The sequence below is a fragment of the Roseateles sp. T103 genome, from assembly GCF_057219915.1.
Genome location: NZ_JBXVVS010000005.1, coordinates 219,444 through 239,468, shown reverse-complemented (window position 1 = coordinate 239,468; position 20,025 = coordinate 219,444). Strand labels below are relative to the sequence as shown.

Annotated in this window: 10 protein-coding genes; all 10 read left to right on the top strand. The window is 66.0% G+C overall.

Translation table 11 applies throughout. The features are described from left to right. Positions 1-14: 14 nt before the first annotated feature. The 10 genes from AC2EBS_RS15490 (at position 15) to AC2EBS_RS15445 (ending at position 19,982) form a co-directional block, all read left to right on the top strand. Complete coding sequence (locus tag AC2EBS_RS15490) at positions 15-2,207, top strand: malate synthase G (RefSeq protein ID WP_484729335.1); 2,193 nt, start codon at positions 15-17, stop codon at positions 2,205-2,207. Between the two features lie 443 nt (positions 2,208-2,650). Then, complete coding sequence (locus tag AC2EBS_RS15485) at positions 2,651-5,560, top strand: TonB-dependent receptor domain-containing protein (protein WP_484729334.1); 2,910 nt, start codon at positions 2,651-2,653, stop codon at positions 5,558-5,560. Between the two features lie 463 nt (positions 5,561-6,023). Then, positions 6,024-8,717 carry a TonB-dependent receptor gene (locus tag AC2EBS_RS15480; protein ID WP_484729333.1) on the top strand — a complete coding sequence of 898 codons (2,694 nt, stop codon included), beginning with the start codon at positions 6,024-6,026 and terminating at the stop codon, positions 8,715-8,717. 361 nt (positions 8,718-9,078) lie between these two features. Continuing rightward, positions 9,079-12,042: a TonB-dependent receptor domain-containing protein gene (locus AC2EBS_RS15475; protein ID WP_484729332.1), complete on the top strand. Its 2,964-nt coding sequence runs from the start codon at positions 9,079-9,081 to the stop codon at positions 12,040-12,042. Positions 12,043-12,111: 69 nt separating this feature from the next. After that, complete coding sequence (locus tag AC2EBS_RS15470; protein ID WP_484729331.1) at positions 12,112-14,190, top strand: alpha/beta hydrolase family protein; 2,079 nt, start codon at positions 12,112-12,114, stop codon at positions 14,188-14,190. Positions 14,191-14,346: 156 nt separating this feature from the next. After that, positions 14,347-15,546 carry an NAD(P)/FAD-dependent oxidoreductase gene (locus AC2EBS_RS15465; protein ID WP_484729330.1) on the top strand — a complete coding sequence of 400 codons (1,200 nt, stop codon included), beginning with the start codon at positions 14,347-14,349 and terminating at the stop codon, positions 15,544-15,546. Positions 15,547-15,658: 112 nt separating this feature from the next. Next, positions 15,659-16,417 (top strand): class II glutamine amidotransferase, encoded by a 759-nt coding sequence (locus AC2EBS_RS15460; RefSeq protein WP_484729329.1) that lies wholly within the window; start codon positions 15,659-15,661, stop codon positions 16,415-16,417. A gap of 108 nt (positions 16,418-16,525) precedes the next feature. Continuing rightward, positions 16,526-17,698 carry a sensor histidine kinase gene (locus AC2EBS_RS15455; protein ID WP_484729328.1) on the top strand — a complete coding sequence of 391 codons (1,173 nt, stop codon included), beginning with the start codon at positions 16,526-16,528 and terminating at the stop codon, positions 17,696-17,698. Then, positions 17,695-18,807 (top strand): sensor histidine kinase, encoded by a 1,113-nt coding sequence (locus tag AC2EBS_RS15450; RefSeq protein WP_484729327.1) that lies wholly within the window; start codon positions 17,695-17,697, stop codon positions 18,805-18,807. The genes AC2EBS_RS15455 and AC2EBS_RS15450 overlap by 4 nt, the downstream gene beginning before the upstream one ends. Next, entirely contained in the window at positions 18,804-19,982 is a 1,179-nt protein-coding gene (locus AC2EBS_RS15445) for a sensor histidine kinase (RefSeq protein WP_484729326.1), read from the top strand. Before AC2EBS_RS15450 ends, AC2EBS_RS15445 begins: the two co-directional genes overlap by 4 nt. The last annotated feature ends 43 nt before the right edge of the window (positions 19,983-20,025 follow it).

Here is a 20,025-nt window from a genome sequence, read left to right as displayed (position 1 = left end):
CCCGAGGTCAGAACATGTCCGATCGCACCACCTGCCACCGTCTTCAGGTCGCCACGCCGCTGTACCGTTTCATCGAGGACAAGGTCCTGCCCGGCACCGGCATCACGAGCGCCGCCTTCTGGGCCGGCTTCGACGCGATCGCCCATGATCTGGCACCGAAGAACGCGGCCCTGCTGGCCGAGCGCGACCGCCTGCAGGCCGAGCTGGACAAATGGCACAGCGCCAACCCCGGCCCGATCCGGGACATGGCCGCCTACCGCAGCTTCCTCGAAGGCCTGGGCTATCTGGTGCCGGCGCCGGGCAAGGTGGCGGCGACGACGGCCAATGTCGACGCCGAGCTGGCCACGCAGGCCGGCCCGCAGCTGGTCGTGCCCATCCTCAATGCGCGCTATGCGCTGAACGCGGCCAATGCGCGCTGGGGTTCGCTGTACGACGCGCTCTACGGCACCGACGCGATTCCCGAGACCGGTGGCGCCGAGAAGGGCGACAAGGGCTACAACCCGGTGCGTGGCGCCAAGGTGATCGCCTATGCCCGCCAGGTGCTGGACCAGGCTGCGCCGCTGGCTGGCGCCTCGCACAAGGACGCCGCGGGCTACCGTGTCGAGAACGGCCGCCTGGTCGTCAGCCTGATCGGCGGCGCCAGCACCGGCCTGGCCGATGCGGCCCAGTTCGTCGGCTACCAGGGCGACGCTGGCAACCCGAGCTCGGTGCTGCTGGTCCACAACGGCCTGCACCTGGATATCCAGATCGACCGCAACACGCCGATCGGCAAGAGCGATGCCGCCGGCATCAGCGACGTGATCGTCGAGGCCGCGCTGTCGACCATCCTGGACCTGGAAGACTCGGTCGCCGCCGTCGACGCCGAGGACAAGGTGCTGGCCTACAGCAACTGGCTGGGCATCCAGCTGGGCACGCTGACCGAGGAAGTCGCCAAGGGCGGCAAGACCTTCACGCGTCGCCTCAATGCCGACCGCCGCTACACCGCGCCCAATGGCGGCGAGGTGGTGCTGCATGGCCGCTCGCTGATGTTCGTGCGCAATGTCGGCCACCTGATGACCAACCCGGCCATCCTGCTGGACGGCGGCCGCGAGATCCCCGAGGGCATCATGGATGCCGTCATCACCACGACCATCGCGCTGCACGACCTGCAGGGCCATGGCAAGGACGGCCTGCGCAACTCGCGCAAGGGCTCGGTCTACATCGTCAAACCCAAGATGCACGGCCCGGCCGAGGTGGCCTTCGCCGCCGAGCTGTTCAGCCGCGTCGAGCAGCTGCTGGGCCTGCCGGACAGCACCGTGAAGCTGGGCATCATGGACGAGGAGCGCCGCACCAGCGTCAACCTGAAGGCCTGCATCGCCGCAGCTGCCAGCCGCGTGGCCTTCATCAACACCGGCTTCCTGGACCGCACCGGCGACGAGATGCATACCGCGATGCTCGCTGGCCCGATGCTGCGCAAGGGCGACATGAAGTCCAGCGCCTGGATCCAGGCCTATGAGCGCAGCAACGTGCTGACCGGCCTGGGCTGCGGCCTGCGCGGCCGCGCGCAGATCGGCAAGGGCATGTGGGCCATGCCGGACCTGATGGCTGCGATGCTGGAGCAGAAGATCGCGCACCCCAAGGCCGGCGCCAACACCGCCTGGGTGCCGTCGCCTACCGCCGCGACGCTGCATGCGCTGCACTACCACCAGGTCAGCGTGGCCGCGGTGCAGCAGGAGCTGGAGAAGATCGACGCCGACGCCGAGCGCGCCGGCATCCTCGACAAGCTGCTCACCATCCCGGTGGTGGCCAAGGCCGAGTGGAGCGCCGAGGAGCGCCAGCAGGAGCTGGACAACAACGTGCAGGGCATCCTGGGCTATGTGGTGCGCTGGATCGACCAGGGCGTGGGCTGCTCCAAGGTGCCCGACATCCACAACGTCGGCCTGATGGAAGACCGCGCCACGCTGCGCATCTCCAGCCAGCACATCGCCAACTGGCTGCACCACGGCGTGGTGACCGAGGCGCAGGTGCGTGAGACTTTCGCGCGCATGGCCAAAGTGGTGGACCAGCAGAACGCTGGCGACCCGCTCTACAAGAGCCTGGCCGGGAACCCCAACGGTGCCGCCTTCCAGGCCGCGCTGGATCTGGTCTTCAAGGGCAAGGAGCAGCCCAGTGGCTATACCGAGCCGCTGCTGCATGCGTGGCGCCTGAAGGTGAAGGCGGGGCAGTGATGTTGCTCTGAGTGTCCGCCCCGTAGCGGGGCACAGTTCAGCCGCCCTTGTGCGGCTAAACCACCGGCGCGGCTGTCGAGTTCCCAGTAACTCGGGCCGCGCTCGTCATTTCAGCCTATGGCTGCAAGCGTTTGCTGTTGTGTGACGACTACGCCGCGGTGCAGCAAAGATTGGGGTTTACGCGAATGCCTGAACCGTTATCGATGTTGTGTCCCCTTCGGCTGGAAGCTCGATGTGGGCCTAAGTCCTTGTTTCAAAAGGTAATTGTTGGATTCCTGGTCGAGCGCCAGTGCTGCTGAGCTTGAGCCGCTAGGGGAAGTCCTGCGTCGTCTGGCAAGGACCAGATCTTGAGAATGGCGAACCTTTTGAGGCGCTGTTTGCTCACGTGCCCACGAAGCTGCACGCAGGCCTTCGAGAGCCCCCTTTCTCATCAAGGAGAGTTCATGTTCAGGAAATCCAAGATCAGCACTGCCGCGCTGCTGGCGCTCAGCGGTGGCATCGCATTCGTCACCGTACCCGCCTATGCCCAGGAAACCCTGGAGCGCGTGGAGGTCACCGGTACCCGCATCAAGACCATCGGCGCCGTGTCGAGCAGCCCGGTGACCTCGGTCGGCGCAGCCGAGATCAACTCGAGCCAGCCGGTCGCGATCGAAGAGGTCGTCAAGGGTCTGCCGGCAGCTGTGCCCGCCATCGGTGCGGCCACCAACAACGGCACCGGCGGCGGCGCCACGCTGGATCTGCGTGGCCTGGGCAGTGCGCGTTCGCTGGTGCTGATCGACGGTCGCCGCATGGTGCCCTTTGACCTGAACGCCCAGGTTGACACCAACGCGATTCCGGTGGCCCTGCTGCGCCGCATCGACTTGGTGACCGGTGGCGCCTCGGCCGTGTACGGCGCTGACGCTGTGTCCGGTGTCGCGAACTTCGTGCTGAATCGCCAATTCAAGGGCGTGGAGCTGAGCAGCAGCTACGGTGCGTCGGGCGAAGGCGACGCCGTGCGCCGCCGTACCGACCTGACCATGGGCGGTCCCCTGGCCGATGGCCGCGGCAGCATGGTGCTGAGCCTTGGCACGACCAAGACCGATGCGCTGCGTCAGGGTGATCGCGCGATCGGCTCCACTTCGCTGTCGTCCACGACGGGCAACCCGCAGGGCTCGGGCACGGGCGTTCCGACGAGCTTCCAGATCGGCTCGGTAGCCGGCCTGCCCGCTGGCACGCCCAGCCTGGCCAACGTGCAGATCGACCCCGCCACCGGCCAGCTGGTTGCTCCGTACAACAGCTACAACTTCAACCCGCTGAACTTCTACGTCACGCCGCTGGATCGCGTGCAGGCCACCGCGCTGGCCAACTTCGTCATCAACGACCATGCCGAGGTGTACGCAGACCTGTTCTACACGCGCTCTGACGTGCTGTCGAACCTGGCGCCTAGCGGCACCTTCTTCAACGTCTACAACGTGCCTATCGGCAACCCCTTCATTCCTGAAGCGGCGCGCCAGCAGATCTGCCAGGTGCGCGGCATCTCCGCAGCGAACTGCGTGCTGGGCAACACCACCGAAGTGCCGATGGCCATTGGCCGTCGCTTCACCGAGCTCGGCCCCCGCATCAACGACTTCAAGAACAAGTCGATGCAAGGCACGATCGGCCTGAAGGGCGCGATCAACGACAACTGGAGCTACGACGCCTACCTCTCCAAGGGTGAGTCGCAGCAGGTGCAGACCCGCGGCAACTGGGGCTCGCTGTCCAAGGTGCAGCAGGCGCTGCGTGCGGTGAGCACGACCCAGTGCTTGAACACGGCCAACGGCTGCGTGCCGCTGAACGTGTTCGGCACCGAGGGCTCGATCACGCCGGAGATGCTGAAGTTCATCAACCTGAGCGCCCTCCTGCAGTCGCAGGTCGAGCAGCAGGTGATGGCCGCCAACGTCACTGGTGACCTGGGCAAGACCTTCAAGAGCCCCTGGACCACCGACGTGATCGGTGTGGCCTTCGGTGCTGAGCAGCGCGAGGTCACGGCCTCCAACTTCTCCGACAGCGCTTCGCAGATCCAGGGCGAAGTGCTCGGCACCGGTGCACCCACGCCTGACCGTGCCGGTACGCTGAAGCTCAGCGAACTCTATGCCGAGGCCAGCGTGCCCCTGATCAAGAACCAGCCGCTGATCCACAAGCTGGGCCTGGAGCTGGGCTATCGCTACACCGAGTTCAAGACCACCTCGACGACCGACTACGGCAGCTGGAAGATCGGTGGCGACTGGGAGCCGGTGCGTGGCCTGCGTGTGCGCGCGATGAGCCAGCGCGCCACCCGTGCGCCGAACATCAACGAGCTGTACGCACCGCTGGTGTCCGGTCTGTCCAATCTGGCCATCGACCCCTGCCAGGGCAATCGGGTCAACCAGGCTGATGCCAACACCGCCGGCACGCTGTCCAACCTGTGCCGTCTGACCGGTGTGCCGGTGCCCTCGATCGGCAACCTGCCGGCACCGTCTGCTGGCCAGATCAACCAGCGTAGCGGTGGCAATCCGAACCTGGGACCTGAGGAAGCCAACACCAAGACCCTGGGCCTGGTGTTCCAGCCGGATGCCGTGCCCAACCTGCTGCTGTCGCTGGACTACTACCAGATCGACCTGAACAAGGCGGTGTCCAGCCCCAGCACGACCGACATCCTGAACGACTGCTATGACCCGGCACGCAACCCGGGCCTGACCATGAACGGCGCTTGCGCGCTGGTGCTGCGTGGTCCTCTGGGCACGTTCAACGGTGCGGACGCCCCTGGTGTGGTCACCCCCTCGTCCAACCTCGGCAAGATCTGGACCCGTGGTTTCGACTTTGGCGTGAACTACATGCTGGAGCTGGGCAAGCTGGCCGGCAACCCCAAGCTGGGTCGTGTCGATCTGAGCCTGAACGCCAACGTCGCCACCAAGCATGGCGTGCAATCGACCCCTGCGTCGGTGGTGCGTGACTGCCTGGGCTACTACAGCATCGCCTGCGGCAATCTGAACGGCACGGCCTCGGGCTTCATGCCCAAGACCAAGTTCACGCAGCGTGCCAGCTGGAACCTGGGTGACTGGACGGTGGGTTACAACTGGCGTCATGTGGGCAAGATGGTCGAAGAGCCGGGCGGCACCAACTTCCTGCCGGCTTTCTCGACGATCAAGGCGGTCAACTATGTCGACCTGTCGGCATCGTGGAACGTCCACAAGAACCTGCGCCTGAACCTCAGCGTGAACAACGCTTTCGACAAGGAAGCGCCGAACGTGGGTAACACCATCGGCACGACCACGGCGAACAGCGGCAACACCTTCCCGCAGGTCTATGACGTCGTGGGACGCTACTTCACGCTGGGTGCGACGCTGAAGTTCTGATCAGCAGCCATCCAAAGCTGAAGAATGCAGAGCGGGCCTTCGGGCCCGCTCTTTTTTTTGCCTCGAGGGTCCGTGCCGGCCATGCTGGTCAGACGCTTGGCGATAGGCGCCCAGGCGTGACCTCGCTGGCCTGAGCGTTGCTGCCATGCGACGATTTCAACGGTTTCGGCGTGTGATTGGGCCTGAGCGAACGAGAGTTTGTGTGTGACGCAAACCTTTGGGGGTGGCTTGATCGCCTCTAAGTCGCTGTCGTTGAATGTCTTTCTGTCGCTGGATGCGAAGTTGTGCGAAATCGATACGGCTGCCCTGCCTCCGTCTTGGGGGAAGCCCTCACTCGTTCAAAGGATTTGTGATTCACAGAATCGTCACTTTTCGCACGCAGAGGCCGCCTCGCCCACAAAGTGCTCGGCGGTCGATTTGGGACGAAGAGTCTGCTCAACAAAAGGGGTGTTCCTGTATGTTTATGAAGTCCAAGATCTGCACGGCCGCATTGCTGGCGCTCGGCGGTGGTGTCGCGCTGACTGCCACGCCGGCGTTTGCTCAGCAGTCTCTCGAGCGAGTCGAGATCACGGGTTCTGCGATCAAGCGCATTGCGTCGGAGGGGGCTCTCCCTGTCCAGGTGATCTCCAAGAAGGAGATCGAGCGTAGCGGTGTGACCTCGGTGGTCGAGCTGCTGCAGAACCTCTCGGCTGTCCAGGGCGGCATCGTCGAGGGCGACACCATCGGCGGCGGCGGCGGCGGTCAAGCGACGGTGTCCATCCACAACCTTGGCGGCGACCGCACTCTGGTGCTGCTCAACGGTCGTCGGCTGATCGGTGAGGCCGGCGGTGCGGTGGATCTGAACATGATTCCCCTGGCCATCGTCGAGCGCGTCGAAGTGCTGACTGATGGTGCATCGGCTCTGTACGGTTCCGACGCTGTCGCAGGCGTGGTGAACTTCATCACCAAGCGCAACTATGGCGCCGGCAACATCTCGATCATGGCCAGCAAGCCCGAGAAGGCTGGCGGATCGGAAGAAAGCGTTTCCGTCTCCAAGGGTTTCGGCAACATCGACAGCGATGGCTTCAATGTGCTGGTCGGCCTGTCGGCCGATCGCCGCAAGGCGCTGGTGGCGAACCAGCGGGACTTCTCCAAGACCGGCGTGATCAACTTCGAGTACGAAGGCAAGCGCTACGAGTGGTTCAACGGCTCGCCGAGCGCCATCCCTGGCAACGTCGTCGTCAACGGCGTGCCGCGCAGTGCCTACCTGGTCGAGAAAGGCCAGTGCCCGCCGATGCATGTGCAGGACGGCCCGACCTGCTATTTCGACTACGCCAGCACCGTGGAGGCTTTCCCGGATCGCGAGCGTGCCAATGTGTTTGCATCCGTGGCCAAGAAGCTCGGCGCGGACCACACGCTGACCGTCGACCTGCTGCTTGGCAAGACTTCCAGCAGCGGCAAGATTGCGGCGCCACCCGGTGGTGTGCTGGTTGATCCGGCCGGCCCGTTTGGCAACTATCTGACCATGGTCGGCTACACCGGCACGACACCTGCGACTGTGCGTTATCGCGCCTTCGATCTGGGCAATCGCAAGTCCGAGTACGACCGCGACAACAAGGCCGTGTGGGCTTCGCTGGAAGGCCGCCTTGCCGACTGGGACTACACGGCCACCGTGGGTCGCCAGCAAGCCAAGGTCGAAGAGAGCAACTCCGGCTACCCGCTGGCGAAGGCTTTCGGCGCACTGCTGCGCAGCGGCATTTGGAACCCCTTCGTGCTGCCTGGCAATCAGTCGCAGGCCGCCCTGGACGCCGCCAAGGCCATCATGGTTTCCGGCATCTACGACACGGAGACCAGCACGCTGACCACTGCCGATGTGCGAGCCTCCCGCGAGCTGTTCAAGCTCGGCGGCGGCAACGCAGCACTGGCTATCGGCGCCAGCTACATCGAGGACAAGGTCAAGTCCGACCCCAGCCTCGTGGCGCAGGGCAAGGGTGGTCCGAATGGTGATGACACGCGCTTTGGCGACGAAGCCGCTGCGATCGCCTACAACGCGACGCGCAAGTCCCAGGGCGTGTTCGCCGAGATGGCTGCGCCGCTGACCAAGCAGCTGGAAGTCACTGGCGGCGTCCGCTACGACAACTACAGCGACATCGCCAGTGCCACCAACGGCAAGGTCAGCTTCCGCTTCCAGCCGATGAGTGCGCTGCTGATCCGCGGCTCGGTGGGCACCGGCTTCCGTACCCCGACGCTGCGCCAGCTGTTCCGTCCGATCCAGCCGTTCGGCGTCACCGCGGAGCCGTATGAGTGCTCGGCCGAGATGGCCAAGATGGCCGCCAGCCTGGGTGCTACCTGCCAGCCGGGCAAGCTTCAGTACGACGTCTATACCGGTGGCAACAAGAACATCAAGCCGGAAGAGTCGAAGCAGGCTACCCTGGGCTTCCGTGTCGAGCCGAACCAGGACTTCTCGGTCGGTGCAGATCTCTGGTGGGTGGGCATCAAGAAGACTTTCGGCTCGGTTGACGAGAACGAGGCCTTCAACAATGTCTACAAGTACGCCTCGCTGTGGATGACCCGCAAGGACTCGGTGACTGGGGACACCTACTTGGCCTACAACGCCAGCCAGACCAACCTGGGTAACTCGTACACGACTGGCCTCGACATCGACGCCACCGGCCGGGTTCAGACCGGTCTGGGTCGCCTAACCTCGAACCTGCGGATGACCTACATGATCCGCGACGTGTCGCAACTGCTGGCTGGCGGCGAGTACTTCACGACGGTGGGCGACAACAATCCGTCGATCGGTGCCGTGACGTTCCGCTGGAAGGGTACGCTGAGCAACACGCTGCAGTCGGGTCGCTGGGCTCACACGCTGAACGTGAACTTCCAGTCGGGTTACAAGGACTTCCCGGGTGATGTGTACGGCAAGGATGCGAACGGCAATTACAACGGCGACGATCGCACCATCCGTCTGGATATCGACCCCTACTACACCTTCGACTGGCAGACCGAGTTCCAGATGAACAAGGCGTTGAAGCTGTCGGCCGGTCTGAAGAATGTGTTCGACAAGAAGCCGCCGCTGTCGCTGCGCGCCAATGGCGGGCACATGCTGGGCTTCGACTACCGCTACTTCAACCCGCTGGGCCGTACCCTGCAGCTGCGCGCCAGCTACGACTTCTGATCGTCGGTAGGTCAGTAGGCTATGCAATAGGAAGCCCGGGGCAAGCCCCGGGCTTCCGTCTTTCTACCGAGCGCTGGCCTGGCCGTGACGCCGCGGTCCCTGTGCCGGGCTACGGCTCAACGGTTTGGCACAGTGTTGCGCATTTCTCACTAGGGTTGACTCCGCGTTTCGCCATTGTCATCAGCGGGTAAAGTGCAACCTCATTTCTTTTTATGCTTTTGGGCTGAGTGTGCGCGCTATGCGCAATCGTTTGATTGTTCATGGCGGTCGCAGCGCCGGCCCAGGAGTCAACTTCAAGGGGTCCTTAATGGCTAAGAACAACGCAGGCCTGCGGCTTGCACGCAAACCAGTCGCTTTGGCGGTGCTGAGTCTGATCCTGATTCAGCACGCCGCAGCTCAGAGCACGGGCGCAGCGGAAGAGAAGCCCGCATCGACCGACGCGGCCCAGAAGGCGCAGGCCGAGACCAAGCTGGAGGCGGTGGTCGTCTCCGGCTCGCGTATCAAGCGCGACAACTTCGGCGGCACTCCGGCCCCCTTGCAGATCATTCGTAACGAAGACGCGGCCTTGGCAGGCTTTGCCTCGACCACCGAAGTGCTGCAGAGCACCTCCGTCACCGGCGGCCAGGGGCAGATCAACAACGCCTACGGCGGCTTCGTCGTCGAGGGTGGCCCGGGTGTCAACACCATCGGTCTTCGCGGCTTTGCGCCGACCCGTTCGCTTGTGCTGCTGAACGGTCGCCGCCTGGCGCCGTCCGGCTCGCGCGGCTCCATCGGCGCGGCTGACCTGAACACGCTGCCCAGCGCGGTGATCGATCGCATCGAGGTGCTGAAGGACGGTTCGTCCTCCATCTACGGCTCCGACGCGGTGGCCGGCGTGATCAACATCATCACGAAGAAGAACCTGAGCTCGATCACGCTGGATGCTTCGGTGAACAAGACCGAGAACGGCGGCGGCGACTCGCGCAATTTCTCGATCTCCGGTGGTCGTGTCAGCGACACCTCGCGTTTCCTTGCTTCCTACCAGTACACCGGCCGCAGCGATCTGACCCTGGCCGATCGTGACTGGACTCAGTGCAATACCGACTACCGCCGCACCAGCGCCAATGGCGTGGTCGGCGATTGGGGCAGCTTCGATTTCGTCGACCCGCGCACTGGCAAGCCCAAGTGCTACCCCATCAGCGGCACGGGTTCCAACGGCGTCACCATCAACACCATCGGTACCAGCTCGGCTGCTGGCGTTGGCGCTCCTGGCTCGGTCGGCACCTCCTTCAATCGCTGGCGTCCGAACTCGGGCGTGACCACCGGGCTCGTGGGCTGGGAAGGTGTGGGCGGCGGCGCCAACAACCTGAACGTCCGCGACACCTTCGATCCGCGCATGCTGAACAGCTCGTTGATCTCGCCTGTGCGCAACCACAACTTCTATGCGCAGGGTGGCGTCGACGTTCCGGCCTTCGGCGATGCCGAGTTCTACTGGGAGCTGATGTACAACCGCCGCGAGTCGGAGCAGACCGGCTATCGGCAGCTGACGCTGGACTACGCCAAGGGCAGTCCGCTGATCCCGGCCAACCTCGCCTTCAGCACCATCCTGCCGGCAGGCGGCAGCAACATCACTGGCGGTGCGGCCACGGGCGTTCGCGCCTTCATCGGCTTTGGCAACACCTCGTCCAGCCAGACCGTCGACTTCACGCGGGCTGTTGCCGGCCTGCGCGGCTCGCTGCCCAAGTTCGGTTGGGACTACGATGTGGTGGCGACGCACAGCGAAAGCCGTGGTACCTACACCCAGGACACCTTCCTGATCGATCGTCTGTCGCAGAGCCTGCGGGTCACCGGCAGCGCTGCCACGGGCTTCACCTGTGTCGATCCTTCCAACGGCTGTGTGGCTGCGCCGGCACTGAGCAGCGCCGTCGTCGCCGGCCAACTGCCCAAGGCCTGGGTTGACTTCGTGTTCCGCCCGCACACCGGTGTGGCCAAGTACAAAGAAGACGTGGTTTCCGGCTCGATGACCGGCCCGGTCGCGCAACTGCCTTACGGCAAGATGAAGGCAGCCGTTGGTGCCGAATGGCGCCGCTTCTCGCTGGACGATTCGCCTTCCGAAGACTCGGTGAATGGCAATCTGTTCGGCCTGACTGGCTCCTTGCCGACGCGCGGCAGCGACCAGGCCATGGACGCATTCGCCGAGATCGAGGCGCCCCTGCTGAAGAACCTGCCGCTGGCGCATGAGCTGACCGTCTCTGCATCGACCCGCTATGCCGACTACAAGTCCTATGGCGCGGGCTCGACCTACAAGGTCGGTGCGGTGTGGTCGCCGGTGAAGTGGCTGTCGCTGCGTGGTACCAATGGCACCTCCTACCGTGCGCCTGCCGTGTACGAGCAGAGCCTGGGTGCTACGACGGGCTTCATCAGCAACACCAACGATCCGTGCAACAACTGGGACTCGGCTGCCAATGCTGGTACGGCCCGCGCCGCGAACTGCCAGAGCGAAGGCCTGCCGGCTGGCTTCACGCAGAACAACAGCATCACCGTGATCAGCTCGGGCGGCAAGGACACCGGCCTGAAGGCAGAGACGTCCAAGAACGCGACCTGGGGCGTGATCTTCCAGCCGACCCTGCCGGCCGGCTGGGGTGATCTGTCGCTGGCGGTGGATCGCTTCGACATCGTGGTCGACAACGGTGTGTCTCGCTTGACCGGTGGCCAGATCCTGCAGCGCTGCTACGACGATCCGGCCTTCCGCAGCGGTGGCGGTTTCTGCCGACTGGTGGCAGCACGCACGCCGTCCAACGCGCTGAGCGTGACGAGCGGCTATGTCAACCTGGCGACGGACGCTGTCCGCGGCTATGACTACACCGCGCGCTATGCCAACAATGTCGGCATCGGCCGACTGGGTGTGGACCTGACGCTGACCGAGTACCACGAGCAGGCGAACAAGCTGTTCCCCGAGGATCCCCTGGACGATGTGAACGGCACGATCGGCAGCCCCCGTTGGTCCGGCGCCATGGACGTGCGGTACAAGTTCAAGGACTGGAACGTCTACTACGGCCTGGAATGGGTTGGCAAGATGGATTCCTATGGCTACCTGGGTCAGGACCCGGCCACCAGCACCTACAAGCTGGACACGCCGAGCTACTTCCTGCACAGCCTGTCCCTGACCTACACGGACAGCGTCAGCAAGTGGAAGGCCACGCTGGGCGTGCGCAATCTGACCGACGCCAAGCTGCCGATGATCTCGGCGCAGGCCGGTTACAACCGCGTGGGCAACGCGCCGCTGTATAGCGGCTACGACTACACCGGCCGCCGCGTGTTCCTGAACCTGTCCAAGTCCTTCTAAGCAGGGCTGCGGACCAAGCGAATGCTGGCAGCCTATGGCTGCCAGCTTTTTTTATGGGAGAAGAACTCCATGCCAATGCGACTTGATCCTTCCTGGGCGCGCCGGGCGCTCGTCTTGGCCGTCAGCAGCGTGCTGATGGGGCAGGCAGCCATCGCGAACACGCCAGCAACGCCAAGTCCCATCAGCGTTCCTTCCGAGGAGCTGCTCGCGCAGTTCCCGCAGATGACAGGCTTTCAACTGTCTCCCGACGGCAAGCACATGCTGGCCATCGAGAGTCAAGGCGATACGCGCAACATCCTCGTGTGGAAGCTGGACAACCTGTCGGCCAAACCGACCGTGATCGGTGCAAGCGCGATGCAGATCCGCCGCGCTTCGTTCCTCAAGAACGACATGCTCCAGGTCGAGCTGACGCAGCCCTATGACCTGCGCACCGACGTGGTCACCAAGACCTTCATCAACAAGCTCCTGTTCACCGACCTGGAAGGCAAGGTCTGGAAGGAGCCCATGGCCTCGGCCGAGATCGCGCGCTCCGACGAAGCCAAGTTGCGCCAGGCGCTGGCCAGTCCCTCGGTGCTGAGCCGCATGCCCAAGGACCCTGACCACATCGTGGTCGAGAGCGACTCCAGGGGCGACAGCCGCGACGTCTATCGCTACAACGTGCGCACCGGCGCCTCGCAGCGCCTGATGCGTCTGGGCGAGAACGACGGCCAGGTCTGGGTGGATGGCTCCGGTCAGGTCTGGGCCAAGGCGCGATATGCCACCGAAGACAAGGGCGCCTATGTGGCGATCGACTTCCGCAACAAGGCCGGCGAGTGGGAGGAACACTTCCGCAGCTACGTCAAGGATCGCGATGTGATCGACGTCGTTCGGCGTGGCAGCAAGCCAGGCACGGTGATCCTGCGCAGCAATGTGGGGCGCGAGTTCACCGCGCTGCTCGAATACGACATCGCCGAGCGCAAGACCGTCTCCACCGTGTTCGAGCACAAGTTCTTCGACGCCAGCAATGTGCGTGTCGTTCACCCGAGCGACGAACTGAGCGAAGACGGCTTCGATGGCTATGTCTACCAGGGCGTCTTTGGCGACGACGTGCACTGGGCCAATCCGAAGATCGAGTCCGTGGTCAGCGGCTTGGCAAAGGCCCTGGGCATCGAAACCACGCAGCAGGAGCTCGTCAACGTGACCACCGGCGCGCGCGCGACCGTGCCGTCGACCGGTGCAGTTAGCGTGCAGTTGCGGGCCTACCTGCCTGGCGACGTGCCGACCTACCTGGTGCGCGTCAGCGGCAAGGCCTATCCGACCGAGCACTACCTGCTTCGCGGCCAGAAGCTCATGCTGCTCGCGCGCGAGTTCCCGAAGCTGGACAGGCGCTCGCTGGGGACAGCCAGCTTCGTCTACTACAAGGCGCGTGACGGACTGAACATCCCTGCCTACCTGACCGTGCCGAACAAGGAACTGTGCGGCCCCGGCCCTTACGCTGCCGTCATCCATCCGCACGGCGGTCCCTGGGCGCGCGACAACATGGACTTCGACTACTCGGGATGGGTGCCCCTGATGGTGTCGCGCTGCCAGGTGGTCCTGCAGCCGCAGTACCGCGGCTCGGCTGACTGGGGCCGCTCGCTCTGGCTGGCTGGTGATGCCGAGTGGGGTCAGAAGATGCAGGACGACAAGGACGATGGCGCCAAGTGGCTGGTCAGCGAGAAGCTGGCGGATCCCAAGCGCATTGCGATGTTCGGCTTCTCCTACGGTGGTTATGCGGCCTTCGCCGCCTCGGTCCGCCCCATGGGTCTCTACAAGTGTGCGATCGCCGGTGCCGGTGTGTCGGACATCGAGCGCATCTGGGCCAGGTTCTACTCCAACCCCTTCTTCCGCCAGCGCCAGGCGCCGACGGTCAAGGGCCTCAGCCCGGCGAAGAAGGCCGACCAGATCGAGATCCCCATCATGGTCTACACCGGTGACCGGGACCAAATCGTGCCGGAGATCCAGTCGGAGCTCTTCGTCGACAGGGCCAAGGCGGCCAAGAAGCCGGTGGAGTACCACCTGCTGAAGGACTACGCGCATGGCCCGGCTTGGACGCGGGCGACCAACACGCATCAGCTGAAGCTGATCAGCAACTACTTCAAGAGCGGTTGCGGCGGCGGAGGCCTTTGAGCCTGGTGCTCATCGCCTGAGGCGCTGATGCGCCTCAGGCGACCGCACTCCATCAGCGCCGGCCTCGTGCCGGCGCTCTCGCATGGGCCGCTGCTTGGGCCAGGGCCTGCCTCATAGAATCCTGCGTCATGGACGATACCGACAATGGACAGCCCGTTGCAGACTGAAGTCCTTGTCATCGGTGCCGGCCCGGCCGGCAGCGCCGCCGCGCGATGGCTGGCGCAGGCCGGTGCGGATGTGCTGCTGGTCGACCAGCAGCCGCTGGGTCGCGACAAGATCTGCGGTGACGGCCTCATTCCCGATGCGCACAAGGCGCTGAAGCGGCTGGGGCTGCTCGATGCAGTGATGGCCCGCGCACAGCCGGTGGCTCATGTGGGCTGCATAGGCCCGCGCGGCGGACGCATCGACGTGCCGGGTTCGCTGGCGGTGCTGCCGCGGCGCGAGCTGGACGAGCTGCTGTGCCGCGGGGCGCAGGATGCCGGTGCGCGCTTCCTCGCGCCGGCGCGCTTCGAGCGGCCGCTCGAAGATGCGCAGGGCCGCGTCTGCGGCGCGGTGCTCAAACTCGGCGATGAAGAGCGCGACGTGCGCGCGAACTGGGTGATCCTGGCGACCGGCGCGGTGCCCAAGGCGCTCACTGCCGCCGGCATGTGCGAGCGCCACACGCCCAGCGGCGTGGCGCTGCGCGGCTATGTGCGCGCGCCGGCGATGGTCGGACGCATCAAGGCGATGGAGGTGGTGTGGAGCCGCGCGGTGCGTCCAGGCTATGGCTGGATCTTTCCGGCGCCGGACGGCTGCTTCAACATCGGTGTCGGGGTGGCCGACAGCCATCGCGCCAGCGAGGGCAAGGGCGCGAAGAAGGATGTCAACCTCCGTGCCATCTTCGACGCCTTCGTTGCCCATTACGCGCCGGCCGCCGAGCTGATGCGCGAAGGCGAGCTGCTCGGCGAGCTGAAGGGCGCACCGTTGCGCTGCACGCTCGAAGGCGCGCGCTGGACGCGCCCCGGCCTGCTGGTCACCGGCGAGGCGGCGGGCTCGACCTATTCCTTCACCGGCGAAGGCATAGGCAAGGCGATGGAAACCGGCCTGCTCGCCGCCGAGGCGGTGCTGGCCCATCGCGACGACGACGCGGCGGCGCGTGAGCGCTACGAAGCCTCGCTGCGCGCGCTCAAGCCCAAGTTCGACCTCTACCAGCGTGCCAACCGCGTCAATGCCTATCCCTGGCTGGCCGACCTGCTGATCTGGCGCGCCCAGAAGAGCGAGCGCCTGCTGCGCCGCATGAGCGGCGTGCTGGAGGAGACCAGCAACCCGGGCAATCTCGTGAGCGTCAAGGGCATCTCGCGGCTTTTCTTCGAGTAGGCAGAGATGCGACCGTATTCACAGACCCCGCGGGCCGAGCGCCGGGCCGCCCCAAGCCGGCCCGCATCCCCACGGGGGATCGGCCGCCGTACCTGGCGGGCGAGGGGCTGACATGTGCCAGCTCTTGGGCATGAATGCCAACACGCCGACCGACGTGATGTTCAGCTTCACCGGCCTAGCGCACCGGGCCGAGGAGCACAAGGACGGCTTCGGCATCGCCTTCTTCGAGGGCAAGGGCCTGCGCCACTTCGTCGACCACCACAGTGCGCGCGTCTCGCCGCTGGCCGAGCTGGTCAAGCACTACCCGATCAAGAGCGACAACGTCATCGCGCACATCCGCAAGGCCACGCAGGGTCGTGTCGCACTGGAGAACACCCATCCCTTCCAGCGCGAGCTCTGGGGCCGCTACTGGGTGTTCGCGCACAACGGCAATCTGGTCGACTTCCAGCCGCGCCTGCATGCTGCCTTCCGGCCGGTCGGCGATACCGACAGCGAGCGCGCCTTCTGCTGGCTGATGCAGGAGCTGGCCAAGGCGCATTGCGACGTGCCCAGCGTGGCCGAGCTCAGCCACACGCTGGCCGAGCTGATGCCGCAGCTGAACCGCCACGGCACCTTCAACATGCTGCTCTCCAACGGCCAGGCGCTGTGGGCGCATGGCTCGACCAAGCTGCACTACCTGCTGCGCCAGCATCCCTTCGGCCAGGCGCATCTGGCCGACGAGGACCTGAGCGTGGACTTTGCCGCCCACACCACCGCGCACGACCGCGTTGCCGTGATCGCCACCGAGCCGCTGACGCGCGACGAGCCCTGGGTGGCCTTCCAGCCCGGCGAGCTCAAGGTCTTCGAGGGCGGTTCTGTGCGTGCCCGATGAGGGCGACGCCCCCGAGCCCGCCGCCGCGCCTCCGCCATTCGTCCGCCCGATCTGCAGCTCGCCGCACAGCGCCACGCGGCCTCGCTGGCCCTGCCTAGACTCCGGCCCATGAGTACCGAGACCCAACTCAACCGATTCCAGCGCTGGTACTTCGCCTGGGCCGAGCCCTACTACCAGCGCATGGAGCCGCAAATGCAGGCCCAGGCGCGGGCCATGGACCGCTTTCTCTACAGCCGCCGCGGACTTGGCGTCTGGTTGGGTCTGGCTGGCGCCTGGCTGGGCAGCAGCGCGGGGCTGATAGTCGCCGGCATGCCCTGGGCGATGGCGCTCGCCCTGCCCCTGCTGATCCTGGGCGCACTCCTGGTGCTGGTACTGGGGGCCTGGCTGATGCCCGAGAAATACCGGCTGCGCAGCGGCTCCCATCTGCCCGGGGTGCTGCTCAGTGTGCTGATCGGCATCGTCAGCGGCTGGGTGCTGATGCGCCTGATTCTCAAGGGCTCAGGCGTGTTTTACGACCTGCCGTATGAGCTGGAAGGCCTGCTGCGCATCGGCGTGCCGGCCGGGCTGGGAGGCATGCTGCTCATCGCCGCGCTCACCGGCGTGACGGCGGCGGCCAGGCGCTACCAGCTGCAGCAGGAGCTGCAGGAGGCGCGAGTCGCCGAGGAGCGCGAGCGCATGGCGCGCGAAGCCAGCGAGGCACGGCTGCGCCTGCTGCAGGCGCAGATCCAGCCGCATTTCATCTTCAACACCCTGTCGGCCGTGCAGCACTGGGTGGACAGCGGTGATGCCCGCGCCAGCGAGCTGCTGCGGGCGCTGACGGCCTTCCTGCGCGGCTCGGCCGAGCTGATGCTCAAGCCCCAGGTCAGCCTGGCCGAGGAGCTGGCGCTGGTGGGCCATTACCTGATCGTGATGCGGGCGCGCTGGGGCGAGCGCCTGCGCTACCAGCTCGACATCGACGCAGCCACCGCCGAGCGCGCGCAGCTGCCGCCAGGCATCGTGCTCAGCCTGGTGGAGAACGCGCTGGAGCATGGGCTGGCGCCCACGCTGGCCGGCGGCAGTCTGCAGATCAGTCTGCAGGCGCAGCGTGAAGGCTGGCGCCTGCGCATCGTCGACGATGGAGTCGGCCTGGCCGAGGGCTGGCAGGAAGGGCTGGGCGTGGGCAACAGCCGCGCACGCCTGGAAGCGGCCTTCGGCCCGCGGGCCCGGCTGTTGCTGTGCAATCGGGACAGCGGGGGCACCGAGGTCTGCCTGGAGGTGCAGCGCGAGGGAGGGGCGACATGAGCGCAGAGCAAGAAACGAAGCGTCTGGACTGGAGCCAGTACTGGTATCCGGGGCCGACGCGCGTCTTCAGCCGCGACGAGATGGATCGCGCCGGCAGCCAGCGCTGGCCGCGCATGATCGAGCACTATGTGCTGGGCAATCTGTTTGTAATTCTGGCCGTCAGCTACTCGCAGATGCCGCGTCAGCAGGCGCCGTTCATCTTCGCGGGCATGCTGCTGCTGACGCTGCTGGGCTTGCAGGTGGCGCGCTGGCTGTGGCTGCGCCCGACCCGCCGGGACCTGAATCTGATGACGCTGGTGGCGGGCGTGCTGTTCATGCTGCTGAGCTATGCCGGCGTGCGCATCCTGGGCCGGGATTGGATGGATCTGCCGGTGATGCTGATGGCGGCCTGGTTCTTCGCGGCGGCCAGCGGCTGGTGGTTCCTGGTGATCTTCCGCGTGCAGCAGATCGAGTCGCGGCTGCGCGAACTGGACGACCAGCGCCGCCATGCCGCCATGCAGACGCAGCTGCTGCAGGCACAGATCCAGCCGCACTTCCTGTTCAACTCGCTGGCCTCACTGGACCACTGGGTGGCTGGCGGTGACGCGCGCGCCACGCCGCTGCTGCGCGCGCTGACCGGCTATCTGCGCGCCACGCTGCCGCTGTTCAACCGCGAGCGCATCCGGCTGGGCGAAGAACTGGCTGCGGTGCGCGAATACCTGGCGGTGATGCAGGCCCGTGTCGGTGAGCGACTGCGCGTGGACATCGAGATCGCGCCCGGACTGGAGGATCAGCTGCTGCCGCCCGCGCTGCTGCTGACCCTGGTGGAGAACGCCATCGAGCATGGCGTGATGCCCAAGCTGGGCGCCGCCTGCGTGCGCATCGAGGCGCGGCGCGTGGACGGCAAGATGCAGCTCTGCGTCAGCGACGACGGGCCGGGCTTGGCTGACGATGGCACGCCGGCCGTCGGCGCCCGTGGCGTCGGGCTGGCCAACAGCCGCGAACGCCTGGCCCAGGCCTTCGGCGACGCTGCCAGCCTCGCGCTGGCCAACTCGGCCCAGACCGGCGGCTGTGTCGCCACGCTGAGCCTGCCGCTGCAGACCGCGGTGCAGGGAGAGCACACGCGATGAGCACTGCGATGACGAAGCTGCAGCGCGCCAGGGCCTGGTTCGCCGCGCTGGACTGGCATGTGGTGCTGATGCTGGGCCCGCGCCACAAGTTCAGCGAGGCGCAGTGGCAGCTGCTGGGCCAGCGCGCCTCGGGCATCTCGCCCAGCGTGCAGGCCGCCTCGGTCGTCAGCGCGCTGGCGCTGGCGATCCTGCTGAGCTGGATGCTGGAGCCTGCGCTGCGAGTGGCCGGCTTCATCGTCGACTTCGTGATGGCGCTGGCGCTGATGCGCGTGGCCGCCTGGGTGTGGCGCCGGCCGACGATGCGCTCGCTGTATCTAGGCTACCTGTGGGTGATCGCGATCAGCATCTGCAGCAACTTCCTGCTGGGCGTCTACGCGGGCTTCATGCACCTGGACTTCTCGGTGGGCAAGACCACGGTGGCCCAGATGGGCCTGGCGCTGCTGCTGCTGGCCAGCTTCGGGCTGTGGGTGCTGGCGATGTGGCGCAACGAGTTCCTGGCCGACTGGCTGCACGACCAGCGCCTGCGCGAGCAGGCCGCCGAGCTGGCGCGTCAGCTCTCCAGTGCGCAGATCCAGCCGCACTTCCTGTTCAACTCGCTGGCCTCGCTGCAGCACTGGGTGGCCAGCAAGGACGACCGCGCCGCGCCGATGCTGGCTTCGCTGACGGCCTATCTGCGTGCCACGCTGCCGCTGTTCGACCGACCGCTGCTGTCGGTCGGCGAGGAGGGCGAGGCGGTGCGACGCTATCTGGAAGTGATGCAGGCGCGGCTGGGTGAGCGCCTGCGCTTTCGGGTCGAGATCAGCGACGCCGCCGCGGCCCGCCAGCTGCCGCCGGGGCTGCTGCTGACCCTGGTCGAGAATGCCGTCGAGCATGGTGTGCAGCCGCAGCTCTCCGGTGGCGAGGTGCTGCTGCGGGCCGAGGTGCTGGCCGACGGCAGTCTGCAGGTCGAGGTGATCGACGATGGTCCCGGCGTCGCTGCCGAGCTGGAGTTCAGTGCCGCCACGCAGGCGCAGACGACAGGCGCCGACGCCGGGCACGGCCTGCGCAACAGCTCGCTGCGCCTGGCCCAGGCCTTTGGTTCGCGGGCCCGGCTGCGCCTGGCGCCGGCCGAGCCCGGAGGCTGTCTGGCCCAGGTGCTGGTGCAGCCGGAGGCGGCCGCACCAGCGTCGAGCTGAGCGGCTCGCCGACAACAACAGAGCAAGAGAGATAGAGAGGACG

Coding starts and splice junctions, on each gene's coding strand:
- AC2EBS_RS15490 (WP_484729335.1), top strand. CDS start 15: ATGTCCGATCGCACCACCTGCCACCGTCTTCAGGTCGCCACGCCGCTG.
- AC2EBS_RS15485 (WP_484729334.1), top strand. CDS start 2,651: ATGTTCAGGAAATCCAAGATCAGCACTGCCGCGCTGCTGGCGCTCAGC.
- AC2EBS_RS15480 (WP_484729333.1), top strand. CDS start 6,024: ATGAAGTCCAAGATCTGCACGGCCGCATTGCTGGCGCTCGGCGGTGGT.
- AC2EBS_RS15470 (WP_484729331.1), top strand. CDS start 12,112: ATGCCAATGCGACTTGATCCTTCCTGGGCGCGCCGGGCGCTCGTCTTG.
- AC2EBS_RS15460 (WP_484729329.1), top strand. CDS start 15,659: ATGTGCCAGCTCTTGGGCATGAATGCCAACACGCCGACCGACGTGATG.
- AC2EBS_RS15455 (WP_484729328.1), top strand. CDS start 16,526: ATGAGTACCGAGACCCAACTCAACCGATTCCAGCGCTGGTACTTCGCC.
- AC2EBS_RS15450 (WP_484729327.1), top strand. CDS start 17,695: ATGAGCGCAGAGCAAGAAACGAAGCGTCTGGACTGGAGCCAGTACTGG.
- AC2EBS_RS15445 (WP_484729326.1), top strand. CDS start 18,804: ATGAGCACTGCGATGACGAAGCTGCAGCGCGCCAGGGCCTGGTTCGCC.